The following is a 16660-nucleotide window of genomic DNA, read 5'->3' as shown; positions in this document are numbered from 1 at the left end:
TGATCCGGCAGGTCGAAACGGCCGCCGGAACAGCCAGCAGGGAGGCGTCATGCGGGCCGGTTCGCGTCTCGGACGTTCCACGTCCGGAACGATTAAGCGTCTGTTGACCATCTTCGCCGCGGCCGGCGCTCTGGCCGCGTGCAACGACACGGCGAGCGATATGGGTCTCGCCACCAGCCAGCGCGTGAGCGCGCCTGGCGTGCCGATCTCGGTCGAGAGCCTGTCCGGCGGCGCGGAACAGATGCGCACGAAATTCGCCGGCGTGCTTTCGCAGGAAGCGTCGCAGCGTCAGATCGAGCTGGTCGGGCCTGCCGCCACGCCGCGCTTCCGCATCCGCGGCTATCTCGACGCCGCCCCGACGGACGACGGCAAGGTCGCCTTCTCCTTCATCTGGGACGTCTATGATTCCAGGCAGAAGCGGGCCCAGCGCATCGAGGGCGCGGCCCAGCTTCGCGGTTCGGCGTCGGACCCCTGGAGCGCGGTGGACGAGCGGGCGCTGCAGGCGGTCGCCGCCCAGAGCATGAACGAGATCGCGGGCTTCCTCGTCGCCGCCGGCCCTGACAATAGCCCGACCAAGGTCGCCTCGAACGCCAAGCCGAAGCCGGCCGCCGCGCCGAAGCCCATGGCCTACGCCCCGGTCGAGGAGTAGCGGCTCTGCCTTCTTCCCCAGCGGGAGAAGGAAGCCGCGCCGGAAATCGTGTCCAAACACCTCTGTGGAACAGCTCCAATCGGCTTGTGGACTCACGCAGGCATTGTTAGACGCCCGTCATAAATGCTGCGCCGCGGCGCGGCTCCAGGATCGAACGGCGTCATGAAGCTCGTTTCCGGCAACGCGAACCGCCCCCTTGCCGAAGCCATCGCCGCCCATCTCAACACCAGGTTGACCAACGCCTCGGTCCGGCGGTTCGCGGACATGGAGATCTTCGTCGAGATTCTCGAGAATGTCCGCGGCGAGGACGTGTTCATCCTCCAGCCGACCTCGTTCCCGACGAACGATCATCTCATGGAGATCCTGATCATCGCCGACGCCGCGCGCCGCTCCTCGGCCCGGCGGATCAACGCGGTCATTCCCTATTTCGGCTATGCCCGCCAGGATCGGCGGTCGGGCTCGCGCACGCCGATCTCGGCCAAGCTCGTCGCCAATCTGATCACTCATTCCGGCGTCGACCGCGTGCTGACGCTCGACCTGCATGCCGGCCAGATCCAGGGCTTCTTCGACATCCCGACCGACAACCTGTTCGGCGCGCCCCTGATGGCGCGCGACATCAAGGAGAAGCTCGACACGCGCAACGCGATGGTCGTGTCGCCAGACGTCGGCGGCGTGGTGCGCGCCCGCGCGCTGGCCAAGCGCATCGATGCGCCGCTCGCCATCGTCGACAAAAGGCGCGACCGCCCCGGCGAGAGCGAGGTGATGAACATCATCGGCCAGGTCGAGGGCCGCTCCTGCATCCTCGTCGACGACATCGTCGATTCCGGCGGCACGCTGGTCAACGCGGCGGAAGCGCTGCTCAACAATGGCGCGAAGGAAGTCTACGCCTATATCACCCACGGCGTTCTCTCGGGCGGCGCGGTGGCGCGCATCGCGTCATCGAAACTGAAAGAACTCGTCATCACCGACTCGATCATGCCGACGGAGGCGGTGAAGGTCGCGCACAACATCCGCGTCATCTCGATCGCGCCTCTCATGGGCGAAGCGATCGCGCGCACGACGAGCGAAGAGAGCGTGAGCAGTTTGTTTGATTGATCGAGTCGTTTGCGTATTACGCACTAGTTCTTCAATTTGAAGGAAACTAAATCCGATACGGTATCGGCGACCGCCAAACTTGTAGCGGTTCCGGGAGACTACGATTCATATCCTGAATTTCTGCTTCAACCGAAGTGGAGCACGCTGGACCAAGACCAATCGACTTGATGGCGCTACCGCAATGGCCAACTGAAAGTGGCAGTTCGATATACCGTGTATCGCCAAAGAGTCCCGGCCGCATTTTTACGTCGAGCGCATCTACTCTATTACCGCTTGCGGTTCTGCCTCCAACATCTCTAAGGCCATATTTTTCAGATTCGTCCACGACTAGCATGCGCGATACTCGAATCTCGTTCTCTGCCACGAATGCAGGATGCTTAAACGCAAACAAATCTGCCACAAAATATGTTGCCAAGCTGCTCAATTCGCGGCGATCATTAGGGCCCGCGCAATAGTGATCCTGAAGCATCGAAAGCCCAATGTTCACAAACCGATCTAAATCGATTTCACTGTAAACGATCCTCTTTATGGCAACGCCAGCCTCATCGCGAAGATATCTCGGATCGATGCCGATCACGCAACCGCGCCCATTGTCGGCATAGCTCCGCCATTGACCTAGATCGTCGCGATTTTCGGTGAAGCATCCGATGAACATCGAGGCGTTGGTCTCTGAACCAACTAAAGCTGTTGTCGCCGCCAAACGGGGCACATCATCGATATAGACCTGCCTATTCTGATAGGCTCTGACGTAGTTTTCCCTACTATAAGTATATTCTGATGAGTCATTGGTCTTTGAATATTCGGAGAGCCAGAACTTTCGACTCTTAAGGATAGCGAGAGCCCCGCTCACAGATGTATAGTGATAGAGTAATTGATGATCGTGAACCTCATAAAAATGTGGGATTTGGTTTGCCATCTTTCGCAGCGCCTTTTTTGTGATTTTGAATCATCGGTCGCATTTCTTGCCGGTCAAGACCCAGAAGCTACTTTCACCCCTCCAGCCTCATGGCCTTTCTGGCCGAATGTCGCCGTATATTCGCGTCCCGGACCTGACTGGTGCGCTAATTCCCCCGATGCTCCACGCTGTTTCCTGAAATGATTCGCCCCGCCCCGTCATCGCCGGGCTTGACCCGGCGATCCAGACCGTCGCTTCAACATCGCGGATGATCACTGGATGCCCGGGCTGATCCCCGGATCAAGTCCGGGGACGGGCGTGACATCTGGAGGGAGAGCGGAGAAGCGGGGGGAAACGGAGAAGCGGCAAATAGAATGGAGTGCGAGCCTTCCCTCACATCGCCAGTTCCTCATACAAATCCCGCCACTCCGGATTCATCGACTCGATCAGATCGAGCTTCCATTTGCGCGACCATTTCTTGATGTTCTTCTCGCGCTGGATCGCGTCAATGGCGCGCGGATAATCCTCATACCAGACAAGACGCGTCACTCCGTAGCGTTGCGTGAATCCCTTTGCGCGCCCTTCGCGATGTTCGAATATTCTGCGTTCGAGATCGTTGGTGACGCCGACATAGAGCGTGCCGTTGCGCCCGCTCGCCATGATGTAGACCCAATAGGCCCGCTCGCCACGCATGTGATGATCGAGGGAGAACTGGATCGCCGGGTCAAGCCCGGCGATGACGTGGGAGGAAGGTTGCGGCCGAGGCCACAATCAACGTATTTCTCTCTTGACGATCTAGGAATATAAGCATATATTCTATTCGCCTTTGCTCACACAGGGCTGTCCAGGTCAGGACTGAACAGGAGCAAGGGGCGGATCCGCGGGTTCTGATGCGACCTGGCTTCAGAATTCCCGGCGTCTCCGACACTGCGCCCGCCTGACACTAGGATCAGGCTGTCCGGACGGACCTTAAGCGGGAGACCGCGGAGAGCGCAGGACTGGAAGACTGAAAATCCGCGTCGGGAGCGCCGCAAGGCGAAATCCCACACTCATATTCTGGCCGCGTCTTGCGGCGCTTCCGGCCTCCCCGAGGAGGCGAGAGAAGGGAAGAGTTTAAGGTGGAAATGAAATGGGCCGCGCGAATGCGCGGGCGACGATGCTGCGCGCCGCGCAGATTTGGCGCGACGTCGTTCCCGGAACGTCGAGCAAGCGTCAGCGAAGCGAGACGTGTCCGGGAGCCAGCGCAAGATTTGCGAGCGGAGCGAGCGCCCAATTCAGAAATGTCGACGCGCCTGCGGCGCGCCTTCCTGCGCTGGACCCCGGTCTCGCTTCCGCTGCGCTCCAGCGAACCGGGGACGGAGAGCGCTCGCGCCTCACCGCAAAATCGCCTCAACAATCTCCTGCACCTCAAACGCCTCCTGCAATGTCGCGAGCGGATGTTTTTCGCCGCGCGTCATGCGCGCGACGCCATCGAGCTGGCGCTTCAATGTCAGCGGCCGCGCGCGATCCTGCGGCAGCGCATCGCGATCGATCTCCCATGCGCCATCGCCCATGCGCCGCTCGGCGATCGACCAGTCGCGCAAACGCACGGCGCCGCGATCGCCGATGAGCGTCCAGAGATTGTGATCATCCTTGTCGGTCGAGCCAACGCGCCCCTTGAGTTCGACGGGCAGTTCACCCGCAGTGAAATTCGCAGCGATGGCGCGCTCGGACTTCTCAGGGATCGGAAATTCGATCGTCGATTTCAGGTCGCGCATCGGCCCGCCAAGCCGGCGCGTGAGAAAGAGAAAATGCGAGACGACCTCGCGCGTGAAGCCGCCTTCGGCGCGGCCGTCGAGCCAGCCTGCGGCGTCCATCTGCCACGCGCGCGGCCATGTCTTGAATCCGACCTCGATCGCGATGCGCTGCGGCTTGCCGATCACGCCCTCATCGATCCATCCGCGCAGACGTTCGATCGCGAGCGACGAGGCGAAGGGAAAATTCACCGCGCCGCGCGCGCCCGCCTCGGCGACGAAGGCGCGGGAATCCGCAACATCGACCGAGAGCGGCTTTTCGCAGAATACCGATTTGCCCGCGCGAATGGCGGCGCGCGCGTGGCTCAGATGCGTCGTCGGCGGCGAAGCGACATAGACGCAGTCGGATTGCGCGATCAGCGCAGATGGATCGGCAATGCGCGGAATTGTTGGGAAAGCGGACGCGATGCGCTCCATCGCTGCGAGCGAAGGATCCCATACGCCGCTGATGCGCGCAACGTCAGGCGCATGTTCGAGCGCGGCGCGGAGCATGCGCTCGCCCATGATTCCAAAACCGATGATTCCGATTGTGATCCTGTCCATTGCCGTCCGACCTTTATGAAGCCGGACGACTACACCAATTTCGCGCCGCGCGCCTCAATTCGCGAGGATCACGCCCTGCTCGGTGACAAGCGCCCAGCGGCCGTTGCGGCGCTCGATTTTCTCGATGCGGCCAAGCCCGCGCACTGTCTGACCGGGCCCAACCTCCATCATGCCGTATTGGCGATTCTCGATGAGGGCCACGCCGTCATAGATCTCGCGCAGCGCCCAGCCGGCGATGGAGCGCGATGTTTTCTGTTCGATAGCGGTGACGTTGGACTTTTCAGGCGCAGCCGACGCCTGCTGCTGCGGACGCGCGGGCGGCGTCGGAATCGCAGCCTGCTGCGGCGCGGGTTGCGGCGCCGCGGCCTGCGAAGCTGGCGTTTGGGGTGGCGTGATGCTGCCCGTTGTCATGGTCTGACGCTCGATGCGATCGAGCCGCTCGGCGATCTGCGCAATCTTCGTCATCGCGTCGCGATCGAGCTTCTCGACGCGATCGACGGCGCCGATGAGATTGTTGGCGCGCCCCGCGTGATCGCCGCGCAATTTCTCGAACGCCTCCGTCAGCGCCGCGATCCGCTCCTGCACCGGCTTGAGATCATCAGCCGAACGCGGACGTCCGTTTTTCGCCGTCAGCGCCATCTGGTCGCGCAGGCCCCTCACCTCGTCGCCAAGACGCGCGAGGCGCGCGTCCACCTGCACGGCGAGCGCCGCCATCGGATCGGGCCGCGGTGCGGGCGCGACCGCGGAGGCGCCGGCCCAGCCGAGCGCCAGCGCGCCGACGACTCCGCCGCCATAAACGGCGCGCCGGCCCCAGACCGAGGCCATGATGGATGAGCCGATCGTCTGCGCGCGAGCTCCGGCGGCTGCCAGAAAAAGGCTGAGAGCAGATGGCTTTGGCGGCGCAGGCGGCTCCGGCGGAGCGACGCGCGCGGCCGGAGCGATCTCCGACGCAGCCGCCGGAGCGGGCTCCGTCACGATGGCCGGCGCGGGAGGAGGCGCGACAGTAGGGATCGGCAGAGGCTCCGACGGGGGAACAGTCGTGATCCGATCAAGCGCCAGCATCGTCATATCGGGCGCGGCCGCGGGCGACGCTTCCAGCATCGCAGCGATCGCCTCGGCGGCCTGCGCGGCGGAAGTCGGCGCAGCCGCGGGCGTTTCGGCCACCGGCTCGGATACGGGAACGGGAGTGGGCGCTTCGCTCATGAAAGCCTCCGCGAAAGTGCGGAAAGCTTGAGCCGGAGCATTTACCAAATGGTTACCATGCCGGCCGGACTCTCACGCCTCGCGTGTCATCGCCATCACGGCGCGGCGGATCACCGGCGCTGCGAGAATGACGATCGGCAGCATGAGCGCCCAGGAGGCGGCCCAGGCGACGAGCCATTTCGTCGCCAGCCGCTCGCCGCCGGCGCTGACGACGCCGAAGCCGGACGCGATCGCGCTGGTCAGGCCGGACTGGATCACGCCGAAAGCGTAATGCGCGAGGCGCTTCGGGATCAGACGCATGCCGCAGACTCGAACAGAGACCGAGAGGCCGAGGCAAAAGTCGCGCCGGCAAGGCGGTCATGCGCCGACGCCTCTCCCGATGCGCCGCGTGCTGGGATAAGCCGGCGCCATGTCGCAACTGTTCTCCGCCATCGTCTGCGCCTTCGTCGGATTCTCCGCCTCTGTCGCCGTGGTGCTTGCGGCCGCGCAGGCGGTCGGCGCGACAGAAGCGCAGACCGTCTCCTGGATCGCGGCGCTCGCTGTCGCCAAGGGCCTCGCCGCGCTCGTGCTGAGCTGGCGCTACAAACAGCCCGTCATCTGCGCCTGGTCGACGCCCGGCGCCGCGCTGATCGCAGCGACGACGGGCCTCACGCTCAACGTCGCCGTCGGCGCCTTCCTGCTCGCGTCCGTGCTGATGATCCTGACCGCGCTCGTGCGTCCGCTCGGCGCGTTGGTCGCGCGTATTCCGATGCCGGTGGCATCGGCGATGCTCGCCGGCGTGATTTTTCATTTCGTCGTTGCGGTGTTCGACGAGATGCGCGTGTCGCCGCTGATCGTGACGGTGATCCTGCTCGTGTTTCTCGTGGTGCGGCTGATCAATCCGCTCGGCGCCGTGCTCGCGGCGCTGGCCGCGGGAATGGCGCTCGCGCTCGGAACCGGAATGGCCGCATGGCCCGCGCTGACTTTCGCGCCGTCGCTTACTTATGTCCCGCCGACCTTTGATCTCTCCGCCATGATCGGCGTCGGCGTGCCGCTCTATCTCGTGACGATGGCGGCGCAGAATCTGCCGGGTTTCGCCGTGATGCGCGCCGCAGGCTATGAGCCGCCGGTGCAACCGGCGTTATTCGTCACCGGCCTGACCTCGTTGCTGGCCGCGCCCTTCGGCGCGCACATGGTCAATATGGCGGCGATCAGCGCGGCGATCTGCACCGGGTCGGATACGCATCCAGATCCCAAGGAGCGTTGGAAAGCCGGCGTCTGGTACGGCTTCGTCTGGTTCGGCATCGCGCTCGCGACCGCGCCGATCATCACGCTGATTCTCGCAATGCCGAAAGCGCTGGTGATAGCGGCCGCCGGTCTCGGCCTCGTCGGATCGCTCGCTGGCGCGCTCGCCACCGCCATGGGGCAGGAGAAGGAGCGCTTCGCCGCCGTGATCGCGTTCGGCGTCGCCGCATCCGGCCTGTCTCTTTTCGGCGTCGGCTCCGCCTTCTGGAGCCTTGTCGCCGGCCTCGCGGTGCTGGGCCTCGATAGGCTGGCGGCGCTCGCCCGCCACTGATAAGGGCCGCCCAGCACATTCGCGACCCATATGCCGAAGCCCCAGATTTATCTCATCACCCCCGTCATCGACGACGCGGCAGCTTTCGCGCCGATCCTGCGCGCGGCGGTCGAGCGCACGCGCGCCGCATCCGTGCTGCTCCGGCTCGGCGCGACAGACGAGCGCGGCGCGATCAATCAGCTCAAGATCCTCGCTCCTGTGGCGCAGAAGCTCGACGCTGCAGTCCTGATCGAAAGCGACGCCACGGTCGCGGCGCGCGGCGGCGCGGATGGAGTCCATCTCGTCGCCAGCGCGGTCGAACTGAAGGCGGCGGTCGAGAAGCTGCAGCCCGACCGCATCGTCGGCTGCGGCGGCCTCGACACCAGGCATGCGGCCATGGAGGCCGGCGAGGCCGGCGTCGACTACGTGATGTTCGGCGAGCCCCGCCGCGGCAAGAGAGGCGAGGAGATCGTTCCCGACCCCGCCGCCGTGGCCGAACAGGCGGAATGGTGGGCGCGTCTGTTCGAGACGCCTTGCGTCGCCTATGCGGCTTCGGCCGAGGCGGTTCCGGCGCTGGAAAGGACGAACGCTGAATTCGTCGGCTATGGCCCCTGGGCTTTTGTTTAGGCCGCCCTTACGACAGGCTGCAACAACCGCTCACATTTCTTGAACGGTTTTGCGGCTAAGATCGGATAGAAGAACCGCACCGCGCCGGCGGCGCAGGGGGCTGATTCATGACCCGCAAATATTTTGGCACGGACGGCATAAGGGGCCGAGCCAACAAGGTGATTACGCCTGAACTGGCGCTGAAGGTCGGCCAGGCCGCCGGCCTCGTCTTCCGCCGCGGCGATCATCGCAACCGGGTCGTCATCGGCAAGGATACGCGCCTCTCCGGCTATATGATCGAGTCCGCGCTTCAGGCCGGCTTCACCTCCGTCGGCATTGACGTGTTGCAGCTCGGTCCGATGCCGACGCCGGCGATCGCCATGCTCACGCGCTCGATGCGCGCCGATCTCGGCGTGATGATTTCCGCCTCGCACAATCCTTATGAAGACAACGGCATCAAGCTGTTCGGCCCTGACGGTTACAAGCTGAACGATGAGATCGAGAAGGAGATCGAGGCGCTGCTCGATTCCGATATCTCGGCCAGGCTTGCGGCGTCGGAGAAGGTCGGCCGCGCCAAGCGCGTTGACGACGCCCATGGCCGCTATATCGAATTCGCCAAGCGCACGCTGCCGCGCAACATCGATTTCGACGGGCTGCGCATCGTGCTCGACTGCGCCAACGGCGCCGCGCACAAAGTGGCGCCCGCCGCGCTCTGGGAGCTTGGCGCAGAGGTGTTTCCGCTCGGCGTCGAGCCCGATGGATTCAACATCAACCGCGATGTCGGCTCGACTGCGCCCGAAGCGCTGACGCGCAAGGTGCGCGAATTGCGGGCTGATATCGGCATTGCTCTCGATGGCGACGCCGATCGCGTGCTGATCGTCGATGAGAAGGGTCATCACGTCGATGGCGATCAGCTCATGGCGGTGATCGCGCGCTCATGGAGCGAGGATGGCCGCCTGTCGCAGCCGGGAATCGTCGCGACCATCATGTCGAATCTCGGCCTTGAAAGATTTCTCGGCGGCATCGGCCTGACGCTCGCGCGCACCGCGGTCGGCGATCGCTATGTGCTCGAGCACATGCGCGAGCATGGCTACAATCTCGGCGGCGAACAGTCAGGCCACATCATTCTCTCCGATTATTCCTCGACCGGCGACGGACTCGTCGCGGCGCTGCAGTTGCTTGCGGTCGTGAAACGCCTGGAGAAGCCGGTGAGCCAGGTCTGTCACTGCTTCGAGCCGCTGCCGCAGATTCTCAAGAACGTGCGCTATCGCGGCGGTCAGCAGCCGCTCACGGAAGACAGCGTCGTCACCGCGATCGAGGATGCGCGCAAGCGTCTCGGCGCCAACGGACGGCTCGTTATCCGCCCGTCCGGCACCGAGCCCGTCATCCGCGTGATGGCGGAAGGCGACGACCGCGATCTCGTCGAGACCGTGGTCGGCGACGTGGTCGAAGTTCTGGCGAAGAGCGCCGCGTAGATCACGCCGCATTTTGATTGAATCAATCAAAGTGCGGGAACGTGATCGATTCCAGAAGTTTAGAGCATAGCTTAAGCGAAAAACCGGTTCCCACTTTTTCGCGCCATGCTCTAGAAGCGCGGCGCCTGCGCAAGCTCAAGCCACCGACTTCATGATCTCGCGATAGGCGGCCTCGGGGAACGCCTTCAGCGTTTCCGTGCGGATGTTGCCCATCATGCCGAGCTGAAGCACGAAACGCGCGGCGACCGCATCGTCGGGCGCCTCATAGACTGCGATCATGTCGTAGCGGCCCATGGTCATGAAGAAGGCCTTGAATTCGCCGCCCATTTCCGCGAGCGCCCGTTTCGCCGCATCGAGACGCGCCGGGGAATCTTTCGCCTTGGCGGCGCCCTGAGCCGTCCAGTTCGCCAGCATGATGTAGGTGGTCATGGGATGAGCCTCCCGTCTTCGGCCGGTCGCCGAAGGCGTCAACGCGGCTGCGCATGGGCCGCCGCGCCGTCCCGGTTCGCCGGCCGCAGCGTCTCATTCTAGCACGGGGCAGGGACAAAGCGACCGAGGTGGACGGCTCGCGCGTTGCGCCTGCGCCACAGTCTTAACCCTAAGATTTAACCTTAACCGGTCCTTAGGAAAGTTCCTGCAACGTGACGACGTTTCAACCTGCGTAGGGGGCTGCGGTTCGCGCCCCTCCTTCATGGAAGGAAGTTTTCGATGGGCGCTTTGAATACCTTCGCGCTGGCTGGCGCGCTGGTCATCGGCGCGACAGCCGTCGCCTCCGGCGCCGATCTGCCGCCGCCTCCGATGGCCTATCCCGCCGCTCCGCTGCGCGGCTCGATCGACGCTTCCGGCGTCTATCTCCGCGGCGACGTCGGCATGGGCGTGATGGGCAACGTCAAGGGCACGTACCAGAACCTGCCGGCGACGACTTCTGTCACCTACAATGACGGCTCCTACGGCAATGTCGGCTTCGCCGGCATCGGCATCGGCTACCAGTTCAACAACTGGTTCCGCTTCGATGTGACGGGCGAGTTGCGCGGCACGGCCAAAATCGGCTTCCGCGACACCTATTCCGACACGTTCGGAAATCGCGGCACCAACAGCATCTCGGGTCATCTGAACACGTCGGTGTTTCTGGCCAACGCCTATGTCGACATGGGCAACTGGCATGGCTTCACGCCTTTCCTCGGCGCAGGCGTCGGCGCCGCATATCATCGCGTGAGCGCGCTGGACGATATCGGCAACTCGCTGCCGGCGGCCGGCGGCGGGCCCTTCGCGGCGGTCGGCGGCTTCGACGGCAAATCGAAAACCAGTCTCGCCTGGGCGCTCATGGCCGGCGTCGCCTACGACGTCACGCCGAACGTGAAGCTCGAACTCGGCTATCGCTATCTCAACATGGGCAAGGCCGAATCCGGTCTCGCCTGCACGCTGACCTGTCTGCCCGGCACGTCGGTGAAAATCCGCGACATCGACTCCCACGACATCAAGCTCGGCTTCCGCTGGCTGCTTGGCGGCCCGGACTACGCGCCGCCGCCGATCCCGGTCGTCGTCCGCAAGGGCTGATGTCAGTCGGCTTCGGTCGGCTCTCCCTGAAAAGCGCGGCTTCGGCCGCGCTTTTTGTTTGCGCGCCGCTCTCAATTCACGCGCGATGTCCAGGGAGCGCGCGATCCACTGCATTCCCTCAGAAGAGTTCCTTCAGGCCCGCAGGAGTTTCGATTTGCGCGCGATAGCGAAGAGCGTCGCCGTGCATGACGATCGGAGGCCGGTCGATCTCGAGGCTTCGATAGAGCTCGGAGATCATCGCAGCATCGGGATGTTCGAGAGAGAATGATCGCAGCCGGGCGCCGAGATCAGCCATCGTCGCCATCGACCGCGGCTTGCCGCGCCTGTCGATGATGGATGGCGCAGCGCCGTCGAGAGGAAGCGAGCCGTCATCCGGAATTGCGAACTCGAACGCGGACGCAACCCACGGCAGAGAGACTTTCTTCCCGAAAATGGTCTCGCGGCCTGCAAGGAACAGATCGATCGCATCTGTCCTTGCAACCCATCCGCGAAGGCGCCGCCCCGCATCCCAGTTGGCTCTTACGGCCTTCTGATCGTCGAGACCGAACCAGCGCGCGCGGCCGGGAGCCTCGGCGTCCGGGTCGAGAGCGACGATCTCGAGATAGATCGAGTCGCCAAGCTGAAGCAGGTGATTGTGGGTGCCCATATAGGCGTGGCGCTGTCCGAAAGGGACGTCCAGATCGATGCAGGCGCTGATGTGAGCGACGCCTTCGGCCAGGGTCGGAGCGATCACCGTGAGATGGTCGAGCTTGAACATGTCCTGAAAAAATTCGACGCACGGTGACGCCGGGCGTGATTCCGGCGGACGTGGCGACCGTCGTCGTCAACTATGTCACGCCCCTGAATTCCGCGCATCCCTGCACGCGTCACGCGAGCAGTTCGTTAAGGTTAACCGGCGCTTAACCCCGGCGTGATTCCTTTCACCGGAGCCCGCATCGGGCGATTGCTCCGGGGATTTCATGCGCCGCGTTCTTCTGCCCGTCGTCGCCGCATTTTCGCTGACGTCAGCAACGCAAGCCGCCGATCTCGCGTCCGCCGTCATCGCGCCGGTCGCTGCCGCGATCAACACCGGCGGATGGTATCTGCGCGGCGATGTCGGCTACGTCATGCCGACGCGTCCTACCGTCAACGGATTGTTGCCGGGCGGCCTCATCCGCACTTTCGAAGATGAGAGGCTCGGCAAGTCCTTCCTCGTCGGCGCTGGCGTTGGATATAAATTCAACAACTGGTTCCGCGCCGACGCGACCGTCGAATGGCGTAAATCAAGCACGTTCCACGCGACAAACTCCGGCACGAATTATGTGAACGGATATTCCGATGAGCGCGCTCGCTTCTCGGCGCGCACCTTCATGGTCAACGGTTATATCGATCTTGGAAGCTGGTCCGGCTTTACGCCCTATGTCGGCGCCGGCGTCGGCGTCGCGGCAAAGGACGTGCGCAACTGGCAGACGCAGGTGTTTTGCTACAACGCGCTCTGCACGCCGAGCGGACCGACGGCGACGCTGCCGAACTCATCGAAGACCGGATTCGCATGGGCGCTGATGGCGGGCACGGCTGTGCAACTCACCGACGCGCTTGCGCTCGACATCGGCTATCGCTTCATCAATCTCGGCGGCGTCACGACCAACAGCGACCCCTTCGGCGTCGCTGCAAAAGTCGACGATGTGAAAGTCAACGAAGTGAAAGTCGGCCTGCGTTACATGTTCCGTTGAACGTCAGGCGCGACCATTTCGGACGCGCCTGCATCATCTCGAATTGTGCTGCGCGCTTACTGCGCGTAGCGACGGCGGCGACGCCGACGACGCCATGTCGAGCGACGGCCCTCGCGCACGACGCTCGGACCCGTGATTGCGCCCGCCGCGCCACCCACGACAGCTCCGACCGGTCCCGCCACAACAGCGCCTGCGCCTGCGCCAACCGCGGCGCCGCCGATGCGCTGCTCCGTGGTGGTTGTGCCGGCGCAGGCCGCGAGCGGAAGGGTCGCAAGGCCAAGAAACAGGAATCGACGGTCCACGACATGCCTCCTCGATGAAAAACCATTGAGAGAATGGAGAAAGCCACTTTTCGTTCCGTACAAGGAAGAAGAACGATCATCGCAAAGGCTTTTGCATTGCGGCGCGGAGATTTTCTTTCTCGTTGACGCCGCCGCCGCGCGCCCCTATGGCCGGCGGCGGGACACTCCTCCCCACCGAGGAGCGCCCATCTGTAAGGATGGAGACATCGCGATGACGACCCCCGCCGTGCGCCCTGCGCGCGCTCATTTTTCATCGGGCCCGTGCGCCAAGCGCCCTGGCTACTCCCTGCAAAATCTGGATACTTCCACCCTCGGGCGATCTCATCGCGCCAAGATCGGCAAGGCGCGCCTGAAACGCGCGATCGATCTCACCGCGGAAATTCTCGGCGTTCCCAAGAACTACAAGGTCGGCATCGTGCCTGCGTCCGACACAGGCGCCGTCGAGATGGCGTTGTGGTCGCTGCTTGGACAGCGTCCCGTCGACATGGTGGCGTGGGAATCCTTTGGCGAAGGCTGGGTGACCGACGTGGTCAAGCAGTTGAAGCTGGCCGACGCGCGCGTCATCAAGGCCGGCTACGGCGAACTGCCCGATCTCTCCAAGATCGATACGAAGACGCGCGACGTCGTCTTCACCTGGAACGGCACCACGTCAGGCGTGCGCGTTCCCAACGGCGACTGGATCGCCGCCGATCGCGAAGGCCTCATGATCTGCGACGCGACGTCGGCGGCGTTCGCGCAGGAACTCGATTGGCCGAAGCTCGATGTCGTCACCTTCTCCTGGCAGAAGGTGCTCGGCGGCGAAGCCGCGCATGGCGTGCTCATTCTCTCGCCGCGCGCTGTCGAACGGCTCGAAACCTACAAGCCGGCCTGGCCGCTGCCGAAGATTTTCCGCCTGACCAGCAACGGCAAACTGAACGCCGGCGTGTTCGAGGGCGAGACGATCAACACGCCGTCGATGCTTTGCGTCGAGGACTATATCGATGCGCTGGAATGGGCGCAGTCGCTCGGCGGCCTGCCCGCGCTGATCGCGCGCGCTGACGCCAACACCAGGGCCATCGCCGACTGGACGCGCGCGAGCAATTCGGCCTGGGCCGATTTTCTCGCGGTTGATCCTGCGACGCGCTCGAACACCTCGGTCTGTCTCAAGATCGTCGATCCCGACGTGACGTCGAAAGGCGCAGATGCAGTCGCGGCTGTCGCGAAAGGCATCGTCGCAGCGCTCGAAAAGGAAAATGTCGCCTACGACATCGGCGCCTATCGCGACGCCCCTCCCGGCCTGCGCATCTGGTGCGGCGCGACCGTCGACACAAGCGATGTTGCGGCGCTGACTCAGTGGCTCGACTGGGCGTTCGCGGCGGAGAAGGCGAAGCTCGCGAAAGCGGCTTGAACGCTCACCCTCCCCTTGAGGGGGAGGGTCGACGCGCCAAAGGCGCGGCGGGGTGGGGTGCTCTCACCGTCGCCGCCAATCAACGATCATTTGCATCATCGTCTCACCCCACCCCGGCGACGATGTCGCCGACCCTCCCCCTCAAGGGGAGGGTGAGGAGCCCCCAATGACCAAACCCCGTGTACTCATTTCCGACGCTCTTTCTCCCGCCGCCGTCCAGATCTTTAGGGATCGCGGCATCGACGTCACCTTCGACGCCTCGCTCGGCAAAGACAAGGACAAGCTCGCCGCTGTGATCGGCGACTATGACGGCCTCGCCATCCGCTCCGCCAGCAAGGTCACAGCGAAGCTGCTCGAATCCGCGAAAAACCTGAAAGTCATCGGTCGCGCCGGCATCGGCGTCGACAATGTCGATATTCCCGCAGCCACCTCAAAAGGCGTGATCGTGATGAACACGCCCTTCGGCAACTCGATCACGACGGCCGAGCACGCCGTCGCGATGATGTTTGCGCTCGCGCGTCAGCTGCCGGAAGCCGATCGCTCCACGCAAGCCGGCAAGTGGGAGAAGAACCGCTTCATGGGCGTCGAGATCACCGGCAAGGTTCTCGGCGTCATCGGCTGCGGCAATATCGGCGCGATCGTCGCCGAGCGCGGCGTCGGCCTGAAAATGCGCGTCATCGCCTATGATCCTTTCCTGTCGCCGGAACGCGCGTTGCAGATCGGCGTCGAGAAGGTCGAGCTCGACGATCTCCTGCATCGCGCTGACTTCATCACGCTGCACACGCCTTTGACGGAGAAGACGAAGAACATCCTGTCCGCCGAGAATATCTCCAGGACGAAGAAGGGTGTGCGCATCATCAATTGCGCGCGCGGCGGCCTCATCGACGAAGATGGGCTGGCTGCGGCGCTGAAGTCGGGCCATGTCGCGGGCGCGGCGATCGACGTGTTCTCGGTCGAACCGGCGGAAAGCAACGTGCTGTTCGGCCTGCCCAACGTCGTCTGCACGCCGCATCTCGGCGCAGCGACGACGGAAGCGCAGGAGAATGTCGCGTTGCAGGTCGCCGAGCAGATGTCGGACTATCTCCTGCGCGGCGCGATCAGCAACGCGGTGAATTTCCCCTCGATCACGGCGGAAGAGGCGCCACGCCTGAAGCCCTTCGTGTCGCTGGCGGAAAAGCTCGGCTCCTTCCTCGGTCAGCTCACGGAAGCCGCGGTCAAGGGCATCCGCATCGAATATATCGGCGCGGTCGCCGAACTGAACACCCGCGCGCTGACAGCCGCGGCGGTGAAGGGCGCGCTGCAGCCTTTCCTGCCCGACATCAACATGGTCAACGCGCCTTTGGTTGCGAAGGAGAAGGGTATCGTCATCGAGGAGGTGAAGAGCTCCGCCGCCAGCAATGTCGAGAGCGAGATCAAGCTGCAGATCATCGCCGAGGACATGCCGCGCGACGCCGCCGGCACTGTGTTCCATGACGGCAAGCCGCGCGTCACCGAAATCCGCGGCATCCAGATGGACGCGGAATTCGCGCCGCACATGATCTATGTGCGCAATCAGGACAAGCCGGGATTCATCGGCCGTTTCGGCATGCTGCTCGGCGACGCCGGCGTGAATATCGCGATCTTCAACATGGGCCGCACGGAGCCGGGCGGCGACGCCATCTGCTTCGTGTCCATCGACGAGCGCGTGTCGGACGATGTGCTGCGCGCGATCGAGGCGATCCCGATGGTCAAGCGCGCGCGAAGATTGGCGTTTTGATCACCCCGTCCCCGGAACGGTGAAGCGAGGAGCAGCCGAGCGGAATCGTGTCCGGGGTCCGGAGAACAAGCCGCGCCGTCGGCGCGCTTCCTCATCGGGGAAATAGTCGCGCTCGCTTCGCTCGCAATTCTTCGCTGGACCCCGGTCTCCATT

General features: G+C 63.9%; 17 protein-coding genes. 9 read left to right on the top strand and 8 right to left on the bottom strand.

Going from position 1 to position 16660, the window contains the following annotated elements:
• Window positions 1-103: 103 nt before the first annotated feature.
• Complete coding sequence (locus tag L8F45_RS25945; RefSeq protein WP_342360719.1) at window positions 104-649, top strand: hypothetical protein; 546 nt, start codon at window positions 104-106, stop codon at window positions 647-649.
• Between the two features lie 162 nt (window positions 650-811).
• Window positions 812-1744: a ribose-phosphate pyrophosphokinase gene (locus L8F45_RS25940; protein WP_342360718.1), complete on the top strand. Its 933-nt coding sequence runs from the start codon at window positions 812-814 to the stop codon at window positions 1742-1744.
• Window positions 1745-1790: 46 nt separating this feature from the next.
• On the opposite strand, the gene L8F45_RS25935 is transcribed toward L8F45_RS25940, so the two are convergent.
• The 5 genes from L8F45_RS25935 to L8F45_RS25915 all read right to left on the bottom strand — a co-directional run bounded on the left by L8F45_RS25935 (window position 1791) and on the right by L8F45_RS25915 (window position 6478).
• Window positions 1791-2660 (bottom strand): DUF2971 domain-containing protein, encoded by an 870-nt coding sequence (locus L8F45_RS25935; RefSeq protein ID WP_342360717.1) that lies wholly within the window; start codon window positions 2658-2660, stop codon window positions 1791-1793.
• Window positions 2661-3032: 372 nt separating this feature from the next.
• Window positions 3033-3332 (bottom strand): GIY-YIG nuclease family protein, encoded by a 300-nt coding sequence (locus L8F45_RS25930; protein WP_342360716.1) that lies wholly within the window; start codon window positions 3330-3332, stop codon window positions 3033-3035.
• Between the two features lie 680 nt (window positions 3333-4012).
• Entirely contained in the window at window positions 4013-4975 is a 963-nt protein-coding gene (locus tag L8F45_RS25925; protein ID WP_342360715.1) for a Gfo/Idh/MocA family protein, read from the bottom strand.
• Window positions 4976-5029: 54 nt separating this feature from the next.
• Window positions 5030-6178 carry a hypothetical protein gene (locus L8F45_RS25920; protein WP_342360714.1) on the bottom strand — a complete coding sequence of 383 codons (1149 nt, stop codon included), beginning with the start codon at window positions 6176-6178 and terminating at the stop codon, window positions 5030-5032.
• 72 nt (window positions 6179-6250) lie between these two features.
• On the bottom strand, window positions 6251-6478 hold the full coding sequence (locus L8F45_RS25915; RefSeq protein ID WP_342360713.1) for a DUF2798 domain-containing protein: 228 nt from the start codon (window positions 6476-6478) through the stop codon (window positions 6251-6253).
• Window positions 6479-6587: 109 nt separating this feature from the next.
• Between L8F45_RS25915 and L8F45_RS25910 the strand changes: the two genes are divergently transcribed.
• The 3 genes from L8F45_RS25910 to glmM all read left to right on the top strand — a co-directional run bounded on the left by L8F45_RS25910 (window position 6588) and on the right by glmM (window position 9793).
• On the top strand, window positions 6588-7733 hold the full coding sequence (locus L8F45_RS25910; protein ID WP_342360712.1) for a benzoate/H(+) symporter BenE family transporter: 1146 nt from the start codon (window positions 6588-6590) through the stop codon (window positions 7731-7733).
• A 30-nt stretch (window positions 7734-7763) separates the two neighbouring features.
• Complete coding sequence (locus L8F45_RS25905; RefSeq protein ID WP_342360711.1) at window positions 7764-8339, top strand: thiamine phosphate synthase; 576 nt, start codon at window positions 7764-7766, stop codon at window positions 8337-8339.
• A 107-nt stretch (window positions 8340-8446) separates the two neighbouring features.
• Complete coding sequence (gene glmM, locus L8F45_RS25900; RefSeq protein ID WP_342360710.1) at window positions 8447-9793, top strand: phosphoglucosamine mutase; 1347 nt, start codon at window positions 8447-8449, stop codon at window positions 9791-9793.
• 135 nt (window positions 9794-9928) lie between these two features.
• Here the strand turns inward: glmM and L8F45_RS25895 are convergent, their stop codons facing one another.
• Complete coding sequence (locus L8F45_RS25895; RefSeq protein ID WP_342360709.1) at window positions 9929-10222, bottom strand: GYD domain-containing protein; 294 nt, start codon at window positions 10220-10222, stop codon at window positions 9929-9931.
• A 279-nt stretch (window positions 10223-10501) separates the two neighbouring features.
• Here L8F45_RS25895 and L8F45_RS25890 point away from each other — a divergent pair, with 279 nt between their 5' ends.
• On the top strand, window positions 10502-11350 hold the full coding sequence (locus L8F45_RS25890) for an outer membrane protein (protein WP_342360708.1): 849 nt from the start codon (window positions 10502-10504) through the stop codon (window positions 11348-11350).
• A gap of 118 nt (window positions 11351-11468) precedes the next feature.
• Here the strand turns inward: L8F45_RS25890 and L8F45_RS25885 are convergent, their stop codons facing one another.
• Window positions 11469-12107: a VOC family protein gene (locus L8F45_RS25885; RefSeq protein WP_342360707.1), complete on the bottom strand. Its 639-nt coding sequence runs from the start codon at window positions 12105-12107 to the stop codon at window positions 11469-11471.
• A 202-nt stretch (window positions 12108-12309) separates the two neighbouring features.
• Here L8F45_RS25885 and L8F45_RS25880 point away from each other — a divergent pair, with 202 nt between their 5' ends.
• Entirely contained in the window at window positions 12310-13062 is a 753-nt protein-coding gene (locus tag L8F45_RS25880; RefSeq protein ID WP_342360706.1) for an outer membrane protein, read from the top strand.
• A gap of 56 nt (window positions 13063-13118) precedes the next feature.
• Here L8F45_RS25880 and L8F45_RS25875 read toward each other — a convergent pair whose 3' ends face one another.
• On the bottom strand, window positions 13119-13364 hold the full coding sequence (locus tag L8F45_RS25875; protein WP_342360705.1) for a hypothetical protein: 246 nt from the start codon (window positions 13362-13364) through the stop codon (window positions 13119-13121).
• Window positions 13365-13575: 211 nt separating this feature from the next.
• Here L8F45_RS25875 and L8F45_RS25870 point away from each other — a divergent pair, with 211 nt between their 5' ends.
• Window positions 13576-14751 carry a phosphoserine transaminase gene (locus L8F45_RS25870; RefSeq protein WP_342360704.1) on the top strand — a complete coding sequence of 392 codons (1176 nt, stop codon included), beginning with the start codon at window positions 13576-13578 and terminating at the stop codon, window positions 14749-14751.
• Between the two features lie 166 nt (window positions 14752-14917).
• Window positions 14918-16507 carry a phosphoglycerate dehydrogenase gene (gene serA, locus L8F45_RS25865; RefSeq protein ID WP_342360703.1) on the top strand — a complete coding sequence of 530 codons (1590 nt, stop codon included), beginning with the start codon at window positions 14918-14920 and terminating at the stop codon, window positions 16505-16507.
• The last annotated feature ends 153 nt before the right edge of the window (window positions 16508-16660 follow it).

Origin of the sequence: Terrirubrum flagellatum, assembly GCF_022059845.1 — a bacterium.
Classification (GTDB): Bacteria; Pseudomonadota; Alphaproteobacteria; order Rhizobiales; family Beijerinckiaceae; genus Terrirubrum; species Terrirubrum flagellatum.
Note: the sequence above shows the minus strand (reverse complement) of the source record. Positions and strands in the feature narration are given on the sequence as shown.

Bases quoted from the DNA above. Each gene is read 5' to 3' on its own strand.
- L8F45_RS25935 (WP_342360717.1), bottom strand. From the start codon at position 2,660: ATGGCAAACCAAATCCCACATTTTTATGAGGTTCACGATCATCAATTA.
- L8F45_RS25920 (WP_342360714.1), bottom strand. From the start codon at position 6,178: ATGAGCGAAGCGCCCACTCCCGTTCCCGTATCCGAGCCGGTGGCCGAA.
- L8F45_RS25910 (WP_342360712.1), top strand. From the start codon at position 6,588: ATGTCGCAACTGTTCTCCGCCATCGTCTGCGCCTTCGTCGGATTCTCC.
- L8F45_RS25940 (WP_342360718.1), top strand. From the start codon at position 812: ATGAAGCTCGTTTCCGGCAACGCGAACCGCCCCCTTGCCGAAGCCATC.
- L8F45_RS25915 (WP_342360713.1), bottom strand. From the start codon at position 6,478: ATGCGTCTGATCCCGAAGCGCCTCGCGCATTACGCTTTCGGCGTGATC.
- serA (WP_342360703.1), top strand. From the start codon at position 14,918: ATGACCAAACCCCGTGTACTCATTTCCGACGCTCTTTCTCCCGCCGCC.
- L8F45_RS25880 (WP_342360706.1), top strand. From the start codon at position 12,310: ATGCGCCGCGTTCTTCTGCCCGTCGTCGCCGCATTTTCGCTGACGTCA.
- L8F45_RS25870 (WP_342360704.1), top strand. From the start codon at position 13,576: ATGACGACCCCCGCCGTGCGCCCTGCGCGCGCTCATTTTTCATCGGGC.
- L8F45_RS25930 (WP_342360716.1), bottom strand. From the start codon at position 3,332: ATGCGTGGCGAGCGGGCCTATTGGGTCTACATCATGGCGAGCGGGCGC.
- L8F45_RS25895 (WP_342360709.1), bottom strand. From the start codon at position 10,222: ATGACCACCTACATCATGCTGGCGAACTGGACGGCTCAGGGCGCCGCC.
- L8F45_RS25905 (WP_342360711.1), top strand. From the start codon at position 7,764: ATGCCGAAGCCCCAGATTTATCTCATCACCCCCGTCATCGACGACGCG.
- L8F45_RS25890 (WP_342360708.1), top strand. From the start codon at position 10,502: ATGGGCGCTTTGAATACCTTCGCGCTGGCTGGCGCGCTGGTCATCGGC.
- L8F45_RS25925 (WP_342360715.1), bottom strand. From the start codon at position 4,975: ATGGACAGGATCACAATCGGAATCATCGGTTTTGGAATCATGGGCGAG.
- L8F45_RS25885 (WP_342360707.1), bottom strand. From the start codon at position 12,107: ATGTTCAAGCTCGACCATCTCACGGTGATCGCTCCGACCCTGGCCGAA.
- glmM (WP_342360710.1), top strand. From the start codon at position 8,447: ATGACCCGCAAATATTTTGGCACGGACGGCATAAGGGGCCGAGCCAAC.